The sequence below is a fragment of the Peptoniphilus sp. BV3C26 genome (genome assembly GCF_000478985.1).
Lineage (GTDB): Bacteria > Bacillota > Clostridia > Tissierellales > Peptoniphilaceae > Peptoniphilus_B > Peptoniphilus_B koenoeneniae.
The window spans coordinates 1-13,331 of sequence record NZ_AWXB01000057.1 but is presented as its reverse complement, the minus strand read 5'-3'; the positions used below and the strand labels follow the sequence as shown (position 1 = coordinate 13,331).

Here is a 13,331-nt window from a genome sequence, read left to right as displayed (position 1 = left end):
CGATAAGGCAACCTTTTCTACGAGAGGAGGGAAACTATGTCAGAAATTAGAGTTGGAGAAAATGAATCTCTTGATAACGCCCTTAAAAGATTTAAGAGACAATGCGCTACTAACGGCGTTCTTAAAGAAGTAAGAAAGAGAGAACATTACGAAAAACCCAGTGTAAGAAGAAAAAAGAAATCTGAAGAAGCACGTAGAAAGAAACATCAAAGATATTAATAGAGGTGGTATAGATGTCACTTAAAGATAAACTTATGGAAGATCTTAAGACTTCTATGAGAGAACGTGATAAGCTACGTAAGGACACCATAACAATGATTCGTGCAGCTATAAAGCAGCGTGAAGTTGATGAACGTGTCGAAATGACCGATGAACAGATTTTAGACATAATTTCCAAACAGTTTAAAGAAAAAAAATCGGATATAGAAGAGTTTAAAAAAGGTAATAGAGATGACCTTGTGGATCAAGCAAAAGCTGAAATGGAAATTTTGCTTGATTACATGCCGAAACAATTAACTGATGATGAGCTAAGAGAAATAGTAAAAGAAACTATTGGAGAACTTAAAATAGAATCAAAGGCACAAATCGGACAATTAATGAAGAATATCATGCCTAAAGTTAAAGGAAAGGCTGACGGCAAACAGGTTAATCGTATTGCACTTGAACTATTAAATTAAACCTAAGGATTAACCTTAGGTTTTTTTTCTTTTAAGGAGGGCAAAATGAAAAAACTAAGCACAATTATAATTCTTTTGCTTCTTATGACAAATGTTTTTGCAAAAGGAAATTTTGCCTTCATTGTTCCTATAAAGGGTGAGATCAATGGAGCTACTGAGACTTTTGTAAAAGAGTCAATAGAAAAAGCTGAAACGAATAAAACCTCCATAGTTTTTGAGATTGACACCTATGGAGGTTACGTAAAGTCTGCGGAAAAAATAAAAAATTATATTTTAAATGCTAAAATACCCACAATAGCTTTTGTTAACAACAAGGCAGAATCTGCGGGAGTTTTAATAAGTATAGCCTGTGAAAAATTGTATATGGCAGAAAATTCAACTATAGGTTCGGCAGAAACCATACCGGCAACTGAAAAAAATATATCTTTTTGGAGGACTCTTTTAAAGGATACTGCAGAAAAAAGAGGTAAAAATGCAAAAGTTGTTGAAGCTATGGCAGATAAGGACCTTGTTATAGATGGCCTTACTAAGGAAGGAAAACTTGTAAATCTAACTGCCAAAGAAAGTTTGGACTTTGGAGTAAGTGACGGAACTTGTAAAGACTTAAATGAAGTTTTTCAAAAAGAAGGAATCACAAGTTCTGAAGATTTAAAAATGCCAATTTTGGCAAAAGCCGTGAATTTAATTTCAAACCCATATATTTCAACTTTAATTTTAACAATAGCAGTAGCAGCCTTTGTAATAGAAATATTTTCTCCAGGCTTTGGTTTAGCGGGAGGAATTTCAGTTTTAGCCTTTGCCTTTTATTTTTTAGGAAATATTTTAGCTGGAAATTCTTATCAGTATGCAATTTTTATATTTTTAATAGGAGTTGCCCTAATTATAGTTGAATCCATAATACCTGGTTTTGGACTACCAGGCATATTTGGAATAATTTCCATAGTAATAGGACTTGTACTTACAATGCGAAGCTTGGACATTGCTTTAATGGGAGTTGCTTCTTCCATGATTGTGGGAGGGGTAATAAGCTATGTATTTGTAAAACAGGGAATAAAGTCTCCCTTTATACAAAAGATTACATTAAGAAACTCCACAAGTGCAGACTTCGGATATTCCAGCCATGATAAACCTAATGTGGAAATAGGCTCAATAGGAAAGAGCCTTACACCTCTAAAGCCAACGGGGTATATAATAATAGGAGATAAAAAATACGAAGCAATAAGCGAAATAGGTTATATAAGTAAAGATGAAGAAGTAGAAGTAACAGAAATCAAAGGTACAAATATTTTTGTAAGGAGGTATATATGCCAAGCATAATAGGAAGATTTTTGGGCGGAGGAGTCATATTAATAGTAATTGTATTATTAATAATATTTTTTTCCTTTGTACCCATTAGACTTTGGATAACAGCATTTTTTTCTGGTGTAAAGATTAAAATTTCAACCTTAATAGGAATGAGATTAAGAAGAGTAAGGCCTGCAAAAATTGTAAATCCCTTAATAAAGGCAACAAAAGCAGGACTTGATCTTAATATTGAAAGCATGGAAGCTCACTATCTTGCAGGAGGAAATGTAAACACTCTTGTAGATGCCCTTATAGCAGCAGAAAGAGCAAATATTCCCCTTCAATTTGAAAGAGGAGCTGCAATTGACCTTGCAGGAAGAAATGTTCTTGAAGCTGTACAAGTATCAGTAAACCCTAAAGTAATAGAAACACCCAACATATCAGCAGTAGCTCAAGACGGAATAGAAGTTATAGTAAAAGCAAAAGTAACCGTTCGTGCAAACATTGACAGATTAGTAGGTGGAGCAGGAGAAGAAACAATAATTGCAAGAGTTGGTGAAGGTATTGTTACAACAGTAGGTTCATCTACAACTTACAAGGCAGTTTTGGAAAACCCTGATTCCATATCAAAAGTAGTTCTTGAAAAAGGACTTGATTCAGGAACAGCCTTTGAAATACTTTCTATAGATATAGCAGACGTTGACGTTGCAAGAAACATAGGAGCAAGACTTCAAACTGATCAAGCTGAAGCTGATAAGAGAATTGCAGAAGCAAAGGCATCAGAGAGAAGGGCTATGGCACTGGCAAGAGAACAAGAAATGAAAGCTGAAGTAGAAGCCATGAGAGCAAAAGTAGTAGAAGCTGAATCAGAAGTTCCTCTTGCAATAGCACAGGCCTTTAAAGATGGAAACTTGGGAGTTTTGGATTATTATAAAATTAAAAACATATCATCAGACACTGACATGAGAGAGGCAATAGCAAAAATTTCAGATCCAAACAAAAATAAACAAGAAAACAAATAAAAAAATTAAATGACGCAAATAAGCGTCATTTTTTTATGAAAAAATAAAAAATCTAAGAAAAAATTTAAAAAAAGCATCAAAGATAACAATTTAATTACAATTTTTTAAATCCATAGACAAAAAAATGTGAGCTTGCTAAGATTAGTTATGGAGGAAAAGATGAAGGCAATAAAAAAATCACTTATATTCATATTTATACTTTTGCTATTTATTTATGTAGGGGGAATTTATATATTCAGCAACTATTTTTTCCCATCTACTACAGTAAATGGTCATGATCTTGGCCTTACGAAAATAGCTGATTTAAAGAAAAATTATGATAAAATAGCCGACGAGTATTTTTTGAATATAGAATCAAAAAGGGGCAGAGAAAGAATAGATTCAAAGGATTTTGACTATGAAGATAAACTTATAGAGGACAAAGTGAGTCAAAATCCCTTTTACTGGTTTATTTCCATCTTAGTTCCCAATGAATATAATTTAAAAAATGAAAGCAATTATAATGAAGAAAAATTAGAAAAAGCAATTTTTAATTTAAGAGCCTTCAAAAACATGGAAGAACCAAAAGACGCAGAGATTATTTTTAAGGACAATAAATTTGTAATTGAAGATGAAGTTGAGGGGACAAGTTTAAAAGTTGCAGATGCTTTTAAAGAAATAAAAGAAGCTATTGAAAATGGTAAAGAAAATTTAGATTTAAACGAATTTTATTTAAAACCTAAAATATATAGAAATGATCCGGAACTTAAGAAAGTTTTAGATGAAAAAAATGAGCTGTTAAATTTAAAAATTACTTATAAATTTGGAGAAAAATCTGAGATCCTTCAAGGAGAAAAACTTGCAGATTTATATGAATTTGATGGTCAGGGTTTAATGCTTAATGGAGAAAAAGTTAAGGCATATATAAGAGGGCTTTCAAATAAATATGATACCTTTAAAAAGGACAGAAATTTTTATGCAACAAATTTAGGCCCCACTATAGTTAAAGGGGGCATATATGGTTGGCTGACAGACATAGAGGCTTCCACTAAAAGTTTGATAAATGCTTTAAATGAAAAAAAGGATAAAGAAATGACCCTTTATTATAAACTTGAAGCAAGTCAGTACGGTCCAAACGATATAGGAAGAAAATATCTTGAAATTGATTTAGCAAGGCAACACATGTGGTACTATGAAGATGGAAAATTAATTATTGAATCAGATGTAGTTACGGGCAATCCATCTAAAAATAATGGAACCCCAACGGGAACAGGACGCATTTGGTCTAAAGAAAGGGACAGATTTTTAAGCGGAGAAGACTATAAAAGTCATGTAAATTATTGGATGCCTTTTAATTGGTCTGGTTGTGGCCTTCATGATGCCACTTGGAGAAATAAATTTGGAGGACAGATTTATAAAGTTGCAGGATCTCATGGATGTGTAAACACTCCTCCTGAAAACATGAAACTTTTTTTTGAAAAAAATCCCACTTAATACGCCTGTTGTTGTTTATGATTCTTCAGATCCCAATTTTAAAATTATAAAATAAATAAGTTTTTACTTTTAACCCTTCTTGTTAAGCCTAGGAAGGGTATTTTTATTTTGAAAATAGAAAACATTTTCATTTATCATAAAAAAATATGAGAAATTTGGTCCTAAATATATTTATGGATTTCCTTGGCTTTTTATATTTTTTTGCTTTATTAAATGTTATAATTAAAACAAAGAACAATAAAAGATTTAGTAATACTTATTGTTATTTTTTTAAGATATCGTTATCTTGGGAGGTGATGATGTGGCAGTTGAAGCTATTGACAAAGTTAAGGAAGCTGAAAACAGTGCTGAGAAATTAATTGCTGATGCAAAGCAAAGAGCGGCGCAAATAATTAATGAGGCAAATTTAAAAGCCCGAGAGGAAAGGAAAAAAATAAAGGAGGAAGAAGATTTAAAAAATTCTCAAACTTTAAAAGCAGCAAGAGAAGAAGGGCAAAATAAATCGGAACCAATTTTGAAAATGGCAAAAAGGGAATCTGGAAAAATTAAAAATATTTCAGATGAAGATTTAGATTCTATTGTGGACAAAATTGTAAAGAGGTTGGTAGAGAATGGCAATAGTTAAAATGAGTAAATTCCACCTTTTTACATTTAGCGAACAAAGGCGGGAATTATTAAAAGCTTTACAAAAGTTTAATCTAACAAACTTTAACGATCTTAAGGTCGCTGAAGGTGAAGATGGAATTAAAAAAGTGGAGCTTCCTGAAGAAATCATTGCTATTGATGAAAGAATCCAAGAAAGCAAATGGGCTATTGATCTTTTGAGTAAGTATCAAAAGAAAGAAGGACTTCTTGAAGGTTTAACTAAAGAGCAAAAGAGTTTTACACTTGAAGATTTAAGACTTAGGGCAAACAAATATGATTTTGAAAAAAACTATAAAGACCTTAAAGACATTTATGAATCAAGAGCTCGTTATGAACAAAAAATTCAAAACGACAAAACTCTTATTGACGAATTAAAACCGTGGTCATCTATACCTATAGAGGTAAAAGAACTTAAAAATTTAAAAAGTGTAGGCGTATCTATTGGAACTATTCCTGAAAAATTCTTAAATGAACTTAAGGAAGACCTTTCAAAATTTGAGCTTGCAGAATTAGTTGAAGTTGACCGATTGAACAAACTTTCTTACGGTCTCATTTTTTATGATAAATCCATAGAAGATCAAGTGATTGAATGTTTAAGAAAAAACTCTTTTGCACCAAGTGACATTAAGACTGATGGATATGTTAAGGATAAAATGAAAGAATTGGAAGAAAACATATCTTCTTATAGGTCTCAAATTGAAAAACTGGACAAGAGCATTGAAAAACATTGTGTAGATCTTGAAGACTTTCAGATTGTTTATGATTTTAACAAAAATGAAAAATTAAGATTGTCGGCGGAAAATAATTTTATTTCCACAGACAGGGTAAATGTTATGGAAGGATACCTTCCTACAGATAAGGTCGATGATTTTATAAAGACTATTGAAGGTGTTGTAGGAAGTAATTATTATTTTGATGTTAAAGAAGCGGATAGGGACGACAAAGATGTGCCCATTATCCTTAAAAATAATAAATTTGTAAGCGATTTTCAAATGTTGACTTCAATGTATTCTATGCCAAAATATAACGAAATAGATCCAACACCGCTTTTTGCACCTTTCTATTGGCTTTTCAGTGGAATAATGATAGGAGATGCAGGTTACGGACTTATAGTTTTAATAGCTTGTCTTATAGGCCTTAAATTTTTTAACTTAAAGAAAAGCATGAGATCCATGGTGAGATTTTTTATGTATCTTGCTATTTCAACAACTATTTGGGGACTTGTATTTGGATCTTTTTTCGGCGATACAATAAAACTGCCTGCTTTAATTGATCCGGCAACGGAATCAGTTAAAATGATAGGAATGAGTTTGATTTTCGGAACAATTCATATTTTCTTTGCTCTTGGAATCAAAGCTTATATGAACATTAGAGACAGAAATTTTATAGATTTTATATGCGATGTACTTGTTTGGTATCTTGCTTTAATTGGAATTATTCTTTGGATAATTTCAGTTGCACTTTCCTTAAGTCCAATTCTTAATAAGATAGGAATGTGGTTAACAATTATAGGTTTAATAGGTATTGCCGCAACAGGAGGCAGAGCAGAAAAATCTTTAGGAGGAAAAATCGGCTGGGGAATTTATTCAGCCTATGGAATAACATCTTATATAGGAGATTTTGTTTCATATCTTCGTCTTATGGCCCTTTGTCTGGCAGGTTCATTTATTGCAGTTGCAGTTAACATGATTGTAAGAATTTTAATTGGGGCAGGACCTCTTGGAGTTGTATTTGCAGTTATAATTTTTCTTGTATTTCAACTTTTCAATGCCTTTTTGTCCTACCTATCCGCCTATGTTCACTCTGCAAGACTTGTTTATGTAGAGATGTTTAACAAATTTTATGAAGGCGGGGGAAGACCCTTTAAAAATATGATAGAAGAGTCAAAATATTTTAACATTAAGGAGGAATAGAATGTTTTCTGAATTTTTTATAAAAAACGGTGGAATGATTTTAGGAGCGTTTGGTGTAGCTATTGCGGTAATGGTTTCAGGATCAGGCTCTGCAAAAGGAGTAGGTATGGCAGGGGAAGCTGCTGCAGGAGTTGTAATTGAAGAACCTGAAAAGTTCGGTAAATCTCTTGTACTTCAATTACTTCCTGGTACTCAAGGTCTTTATGGCTTTGTAATTGGAATTTTAATTTTATTCAGACTTTCACCTGACATGAGTTTAGGTCAAGGATTTATGCTTCTTGCAACTTCTTTACCAGTTGGCTTTGCAGGATATTTTTCTGCAATTGCTCAAGGAAAGGTTTCTGTTGCAGGTATAAACATTTTAGCTAAAAATGAAGAACAACAAGCAAAGGGAATTATTTTTGCAGTAATGGTTGAAATGTATGCAATTTTAGCTTTTGCAATTTCATTTTTAATGATGACACGTGCGTAAAGGGTGTGAGAAGGTGTCAAATTTAGACAATATTTTAGAAAAAATTAAATCCGATGCCAAAGCCCAAGCAGATTCAATTATAGAGGAAGCTGAAAAAAAGGCTCAAAGGATAATTGATGAAGCTATTGAAACTGAAAAAGATTCTGCAGCTTTAAATACAATAAAAACTAAAAGAGAGGCCGAGGCTTTAGTTGAAAAAACTTTAACCTCTGCAGAATTAAAGGCACGTGATTTAAAACTTTCTGCAAGTCAGGAAATAATAAACAAGGTCCTTGAAAGAGTAAAAGATAAACTTAAAAATCTTGACAAAGATTCTTATATTAAATATTTAAAGAGAAATCTTAAGGATTTTCAAGGTAAAGACATTGAAATTATGGTTCAAAAAGATAAGTTGGATCAAGTTAAAGCCTTGGATTTACCCTTTAAAATTTCAGATAGAACAGTTGAAAGTGGCTTTGCATTTGTTGAAAATGACCTTATTTACAATGGTGATTTTTCATCTCTTGTAGAATTTATGAGAGAAGACCTTGAAGGACAAATTGCAAGTCAATTATCCCAAAGATAGGAGGGAAAAATGGATAGAGAAAAATTTATCCAAGTTTCTTCTACCATTAGAGTTTTGGAAAAAAAGCTGCTTAGCAAGCAGTATATGGAAAGGCTTATTGAGGCATCAAACCTTGATGAAACTCTTCGTTATTTAAGTGATTCAAACTATCAGACTTATATTAACAAACTTGATAGGGTTGAAGATTATGAAGAAGCTCTAAAAATGGAAAATCAAAGATTTTTTGACGAGCTTTATTCTGTATCTAAGGACTCTCTTCCTATAGATTTAATTACTTTAAAATACCTTTATCACAATTTAAAGGTTCTTTTAAAGGAAAAAATTCAAAATGAAGATTATAGGGATATGTATATTGAAATTGGCAATATAAGAATTAAAACTTTAAGAGAGGACTTAGAAAAAGACAATAGATCCACAAGTTATGAAGAACTTTATTTAATTTGTAGAAAAGCAATAGACATCTATGAGGAAACAAAAGATCCTCAAGATATTGATATTTATATTGACAAAAAATATTTTGAAAACTTAAATGAACTTGTAGAAAAAAGTGGCATAGATCTATTTAAAAAATATTTACTTGCTTTAATTGATTTTACAAATATAAAGACTATTTTAAGGCTGAAAAAACAAGGAAAAGATCTCAATTTTTTGAAAAAAGTAATTATAGATGGTGGAAACATAAGTAAAAAAGACTATCAAGGCTATCTTAATAAAAATATAGATTCCGCATCGCCCCTTTTCCGTTCCTTAGATTCTGCAAAATATATTGCAAGGGGAATTGAAGAGTATGAAAAAACAGATTCTCTTTCAAAATTTGAACTTGAAATGGACAATTATTTAACGGAACTTGTAAAGGAAAGTAAAAAAATTACTTATGGTCCGGAAGTTGTCTTTGCTTATGGATATGCCAAAGAAATAGAGATTAAAAATTTAAGAATTATTTTAATTTCAAAACTCAACGATCTTTCACCAGATTTTATTAGAGAAAGGTTGCGTGAGACTTATGTATAAAATAGCAGTAGTCGGAGATAAAGATTCTGTTTTAGCTTTTAAGGCCCTGGGAGTTGACGTAAGAGTCGCCTACAACAAAGACGATGCACGTCATCAAGTTGACAGTCTTGCAAAAGATGGATACGGCGTAATCTTTATTACAGAACAATTAGCAAGTCTTATTGAAGAGACTATAGAAAGATATAATAGTGAAGTTGTTCCCGCTGTAATTTTAATTCCTTCCAACAAAGGTACTCTTAATATCGGAATGGATAGAATTAATAAAAATGTAGAAAAAGCAGTGGGTTCCAACATTTTATAAAGGAGGAGCTTTATTGAAAACAGGAAAAGTAATTAAAGTATCCGGACCCTTAGTAGTTGCAAGCGGTATGGAAGATGCCAATGTTTATGACGTTGTTGAAGTATCAGAAAATAAACTTATTGGTGAAATTATAGAGATGAGAGGTGACAAAGCCTCAATTCAAGTTTATGAAGAAACTACAGGTATCGGTGTTGGAGATATAGTATTAAGCACAGGTTCTCCCCTTAGCGTTGAGCTTGGACCGGGCCTTATTGAACAAATGTATGATGGTATTCAAAGGCCTCTTGAAGTTTTAAAAGATAAGGCAGGGGATTTTTTAAGAAAGGGCGTTGAAGTTAAGGCTCTTGATAGAGAAAAAGAATGGACTTTTACACCTTTAGTAAAAGTTGGAGACCCAGTGGAGGCTGGAGATGTTTTAGGAACAGTTCCAGAAACTGTTGTAGTACTTCATAAAATAATGGTACCTAATGGAATAAAGGGAAAAGTAAAAGAAATAAAAGCCGAAGGCGACTACCATGTTGATGATGTAATAGCAATTATAGAAACTGAAAAGGGCGATAAAGAACTTACCATGATTCAAAAATGGCCAGTAAGAGTTGGTAGACCCTATAAAGAAAAAATTGACCCAAACACACCACTAATCACAGGACAAAGAGTAATAGATACATTTTTCCCAGTAACGAAGGGAGGAACAGCTGCGATTCCGGGACCTTTCGGTTCAGGTAAAACAGTTGTACAACATCAACTTGCAAAATGGGCAGATGCTCAAATAGTTGTATATGTAGGTTGCGGAGAACGTGGAAATGAAATGACGGACGTTCTTATGGAATTTCCAGAACTTATAGATGCTTCAACAGGTCAATCTATAATGAAAAGAACAGTTTTAATAGCAAACACTTCAAACATGCCCGTAGCAGCCCGCGAAGCTTCAATTTACACAGGAATAACAATTTCAGAATACTATAGAGATATGGGTTACTCAGTAGCTATGATGGCGGACTCCACATCTCGTTGGGCGGAAGCTCTTCGTGAAATGAGCGGTCGTCTTGAAGAAATGCCTGGTGATGAAGGATATCCAGCATACTTGGCATCCCGTATTGCTCAGTTCTATGAAAGAGCAGGACGTGTTGTATGTAATGGAAACGATGGCAGAGAAGGAGCCCTTACAGCAATTGGTGCAGTATCACCTCCAGGAGGAGATATTTCAGAACCGGTAAGTCAATCAACTTTAAGAATTGTAAAAGTATTTTGGAAATTAGACTATGACTTATCCTACAAGAGACATTTTCCGGCAATAAATTGGATAGATTCATATTCACTTTATCAAGCAAAAATGGATAAATATTTTGATGAGCATATAAGTAAAGAATTTTCTCAAAACAGAATAAAGGCAATGTCTCTTTTACAAGAAGAATCAGCCCTTCTTGAAATTGTAAGATTAGTAGGAAGAGATTCTCTTTCAGAAAAAGACCAATTAAAACTTGAAATAACAAAATCATTGAGAGAAGACTTTTTGCAACAAAATGCCTTCCACGACATAGACACATTCTGTTCTCTTGAAAAACAAGACAAAATGATGAAAGCTATTTTGAAATTTTACCAAGAAGCCTTAAAAGCTCTTGATAAAGGTATATATTTAAGTGAAATTGAAAAGATGCCAGTAAGAGAAAGAATTACAAGAGCAAAAAACATTCCGGAAGATCAATTGGAAAAACTAGATCAACTTATGGATAAGATAGAAGAAGATATGGAAGAATTAATAAAAGGGGGCAGACAAGATGCTTAAAGAATATAAATCAGTAGTTGAAGTAGTCGGCCCTTTGATGACGGTAGAAGGCGTAGAAGGAGTAACCTATGAAGAACTAGTGGACATAGAACTTCAAAACGGAGAAAAAAGAAGAGGCCGTGTAATAGAAGTTAATGGCGACAAAGCCATGGTCCAAATCTTTGAAGGTTCTGCAGGAATAAACCTAAAAGAAACAAAGGTAAGATTTTTAGGAAGACCCTTGGAACTTGGAGTAAGTCCCGATATGATAGGAAGAGTTTTTGACGGATTAGGACAACCTATAGACAACGGACCTAAAATAATACCAGAGAAAAAACTTGATATAAACGGAATGCCTATAAATCCTGCAAGTCGTGACTACCCATCTGAATTTATACAAACAGGAATCTCTACAATAGATGGACTAAACACTCTTGTAAGAGGACAAAAACTTCCTATATTTTCAGGATCAGGACTTCCTCATAATAACGTAGCCGCACAAATAGCAAGACAAGCAAAAGTATTGGGATCAGGAGAAAAATTTGCCGTAGTATTTGCAGCCATGGGTATAACCTTTGAAGAAGCACAATTTTTTATTGATGACTTTACAGAAACGGGAGCAATAGACAGGGCAGTACTGTTTGTAAACCTTGCAGATGACCCGGCAATAGAAAGACTTGCGACTCCAAAAATGGCCTTAACTTGTGCAGAATATTTAGCATTTGACTTGGGAATGCACGTACTTGTAATCCTAACAGACATGACAAACTATGCAGAAGCCCTTCGTGAAGTATCAGCAGCAAGAAAAGAAGTACCAGGTCGTAGAGGATATCCAGGTTATCTATACACAGACCTTTCAACAATTTATGAAAGAGCCGGAAAAATAAAAGGAAAACCTGGTTCAATAACACAAATACCAATATTGACCATGCCTGAAGACGACATAACCCACCCAATACCAGACTTAACAGGTTATATAACTGAAGGACAAATAATCTTATCAAGAGAACTTTACAAACAAGGCATAGAACCTCCGATAAATGCAATTCCATCCCTATCAAGACTTAAAGACAAGGGAATAGGAAAAGGCAAAACTCGAGAAGACCATGCAGACACAATGAACCAAATATATGCAGGCTACACATCAGGAAAAGACGCAAAAGAATTAGCAGTAATATTAGGAGAATCAGCCCTATCTGATTCAGATAAGGCCTTTGCAAAATTTGCAACAAAATTTGAAGAAAAATATGTAAATCAAGGATATTACACAAACAGAACTATAGAAGACACTTTAAACACAGGTTGGGATTTATTAAAAATAATACCAAGAAGCGAACTTAAGAGAATAAGCGACAAGTTGCTTGACAAATATCTTTCCGGTGGAGGAGTTGAAAATTAATGGCAATACTCAAAGTCAACCCCACAAGGATGAATTTATCAACCTTAAAGGGAAGATTGGAAACTTCAACACGAGGTCACAAACTTTTAAAAGACAAGCAAGATGAATTAATGCGCAGATTTATAGACATTATAAAAGAAAACAAAAAACTTCGTGAAGAAGTAGAAAAAGAACTAGCCGGCTCCTTTTCAGATTTTCTTCTTGCCTCAGCCTTAATGAGCCCTGAAATGTTAAAAGAAGCAGTAGCCATGCCTACAAGAACAACAAAAGTGGACATTAAAACAAAAAACGTAATGAGTGTAGAAATACCAGTAATGAAATTTCAAAGTGAAAAACTATCAGAAACAGGGTCTTTCTATCCTTACGGATATAGCCAAACCACATCTGATCTTGACGATACCATAGACAAACTCAACAAAGTAATGGACAGACTTTTAGAACTTGCCCAGATAGAAAAATCATCACAACTAATGGCAGATGAAATAGAAAAGACCAGAAGGCGTGTAAATGCTCTGGAATACAAAACAATACCCGATTTACAAGACACAATAAAATTCATAAGACAGAAATTAGACGAAAATGAAAGAGCAAACATAACAAGGCTTATGAAAGTAAAAGACATAATATCAAAAGAAGAAACAAAAGAGCCGAAAGTTGAAAGAAAAACAGAAGAAATAACAATTTAAAAACAAAAAAGAGATTGCAAAAGCAGTCTCTTTTTTAATAGGAAAAAAATGATAAAAAAAGAGAAAAAAATAAAAAGAAAAAAGAAAATAAACAATTGACACAAGAAAAATAACATGG

At 33.1% G+C, this 13,331-nt stretch carries 14 protein-coding genes; all 14 read left to right on the top strand.

Annotation, left to right across the window (positions count from 1 at the left end; all coding sequences use genetic code 11):
• Positions 1-36 precede the first annotated feature (36 nt).
• The 14 genes from rpsU (at position 37) to HMPREF1253_RS06115 (ending at position 13,213) form a co-directional block, all read left to right on the top strand.
• Positions 37-219, top strand: coding sequence for a 30S ribosomal protein S21 (rpsU, locus tag HMPREF1253_RS06180; RefSeq protein WP_023055937.1), 183 nt, complete (start codon positions 37-39; stop codon positions 217-219).
• A 14-nt stretch (positions 220-233) separates the two neighbouring features.
• Positions 234-677, top strand: a complete 444-nt coding sequence (locus tag HMPREF1253_RS06175; RefSeq protein ID WP_023055929.1) for a GatB/YqeY domain-containing protein — start codon at positions 234-236, stop codon at positions 675-677.
• Positions 678-722: 45 nt separating this feature from the next.
• Complete coding sequence (locus HMPREF1253_RS06170; RefSeq protein WP_023055993.1) at positions 723-1,994, top strand: nodulation protein NfeD; 1,272 nt, start codon at positions 723-725, stop codon at positions 1,992-1,994.
• The gene (floA, locus tag HMPREF1253_RS06165) at positions 1,982-2,983 is read left to right on the top strand and encodes a flotillin-like protein FloA (protein ID WP_023055992.1); all 1,002 of its coding nucleotides are present in this window, start codon (positions 1,982-1,984) and stop codon (positions 2,981-2,983) included. The genes HMPREF1253_RS06170 and floA overlap by 13 nt, the downstream gene beginning before the upstream one ends.
• A gap of 159 nt (positions 2,984-3,142) precedes the next feature.
• Positions 3,143-4,456 carry a L,D-transpeptidase family protein gene (locus HMPREF1253_RS06160; protein WP_023055988.1) on the top strand — a complete coding sequence of 438 codons (1,314 nt, stop codon included), beginning with the start codon at positions 3,143-3,145 and terminating at the stop codon, positions 4,454-4,456.
• Positions 4,457-4,757: 301 nt separating this feature from the next.
• Entirely contained in the window at positions 4,758-5,081 is a 324-nt protein-coding gene (locus HMPREF1253_RS06155; protein ID WP_023055967.1) for a hypothetical protein, read from the top strand.
• Entirely contained in the window at positions 5,068-7,014 is a 1,947-nt protein-coding gene (locus tag HMPREF1253_RS06150) for a V-type ATP synthase subunit I (protein WP_023055911.1), read from the top strand. Before HMPREF1253_RS06155 ends, HMPREF1253_RS06150 begins: the two co-directional genes overlap by 14 nt.
• Position 7,015: 1 nt before the next feature.
• On the top strand, positions 7,016-7,486 hold the full coding sequence (locus HMPREF1253_RS06145) for a V-type ATP synthase subunit K (RefSeq protein ID WP_023055898.1): 471 nt from the start codon (positions 7,016-7,018) through the stop codon (positions 7,484-7,486).
• Positions 7,487-7,499: 13 nt separating this feature from the next.
• The gene (locus HMPREF1253_RS06140; protein ID WP_023055965.1) at positions 7,500-8,051 is read left to right on the top strand and encodes a V-type ATP synthase subunit E; all 552 of its coding nucleotides are present in this window, start codon (positions 7,500-7,502) and stop codon (positions 8,049-8,051) included.
• A gap of 9 nt (positions 8,052-8,060) precedes the next feature.
• Complete coding sequence (locus HMPREF1253_RS06135; protein WP_023055897.1) at positions 8,061-9,062, top strand: V-type ATP synthase subunit C; 1,002 nt, start codon at positions 8,061-8,063, stop codon at positions 9,060-9,062.
• Positions 9,055-9,363, top strand: a complete 309-nt coding sequence (locus HMPREF1253_RS06130; RefSeq protein ID WP_023055895.1) for a V-type ATP synthase subunit F — start codon at positions 9,055-9,057, stop codon at positions 9,361-9,363. The genes HMPREF1253_RS06135 and HMPREF1253_RS06130 overlap by 8 nt, the downstream gene beginning before the upstream one ends.
• Before the next feature lie 13 nt (positions 9,364-9,376).
• On the top strand, positions 9,377-11,149 hold the full coding sequence (locus HMPREF1253_RS06125) for a V-type ATP synthase subunit A (RefSeq protein ID WP_023055946.1): 1,773 nt from the start codon (positions 9,377-9,379) through the stop codon (positions 11,147-11,149).
• Positions 11,142-12,527, top strand: a complete 1,386-nt coding sequence (locus HMPREF1253_RS06120) for a V-type ATP synthase subunit B (protein WP_023055984.1) — start codon at positions 11,142-11,144, stop codon at positions 12,525-12,527. The genes HMPREF1253_RS06125 and HMPREF1253_RS06120 overlap by 8 nt, the downstream gene beginning before the upstream one ends.
• The gene (locus tag HMPREF1253_RS06115) at positions 12,527-13,213 is read left to right on the top strand and encodes a V-type ATP synthase subunit D (protein WP_023055970.1); all 687 of its coding nucleotides are present in this window, start codon (positions 12,527-12,529) and stop codon (positions 13,211-13,213) included. The genes HMPREF1253_RS06120 and HMPREF1253_RS06115 overlap by 1 nt, the downstream gene beginning before the upstream one ends.
• The last annotated feature ends 118 nt before the right edge of the window (positions 13,214-13,331 follow it).

What these genes read in the sequence shown, in the direction of transcription:
- rpsU (WP_023055937.1), top strand. Translation starts at nt 37, where the DNA reads ATGTCAGAAATTAGAGTTGGAGAAAATGAATCTCTTGATAACGCCCTT.
- HMPREF1253_RS06175 (WP_023055929.1), top strand. Translation starts at nt 234, where the DNA reads ATGTCACTTAAAGATAAACTTATGGAAGATCTTAAGACTTCTATGAGA.
- HMPREF1253_RS06170 (WP_023055993.1), top strand. Translation starts at nt 723, where the DNA reads ATGAAAAAACTAAGCACAATTATAATTCTTTTGCTTCTTATGACAAAT.
- floA (WP_023055992.1), top strand. Translation starts at nt 1,982, where the DNA reads ATGCCAAGCATAATAGGAAGATTTTTGGGCGGAGGAGTCATATTAATA.
- HMPREF1253_RS06160 (WP_023055988.1), top strand. Translation starts at nt 3,143, where the DNA reads ATGAAGGCAATAAAAAAATCACTTATATTCATATTTATACTTTTGCTA.
- HMPREF1253_RS06150 (WP_023055911.1), top strand. Translation starts at nt 5,068, where the DNA reads ATGGCAATAGTTAAAATGAGTAAATTCCACCTTTTTACATTTAGCGAA.
- HMPREF1253_RS06145 (WP_023055898.1), top strand. Translation starts at nt 7,016, where the DNA reads ATGTTTTCTGAATTTTTTATAAAAAACGGTGGAATGATTTTAGGAGCG.
- HMPREF1253_RS06135 (WP_023055897.1), top strand. Translation starts at nt 8,061, where the DNA reads ATGGATAGAGAAAAATTTATCCAAGTTTCTTCTACCATTAGAGTTTTG.
- HMPREF1253_RS06130 (WP_023055895.1), top strand. Translation starts at nt 9,055, where the DNA reads ATGTATAAAATAGCAGTAGTCGGAGATAAAGATTCTGTTTTAGCTTTT.
- HMPREF1253_RS06120 (WP_023055984.1), top strand. Translation starts at nt 11,142, where the DNA reads ATGCTTAAAGAATATAAATCAGTAGTTGAAGTAGTCGGCCCTTTGATG.
- HMPREF1253_RS06115 (WP_023055970.1), top strand. Translation starts at nt 12,527, where the DNA reads ATGGCAATACTCAAAGTCAACCCCACAAGGATGAATTTATCAACCTTA.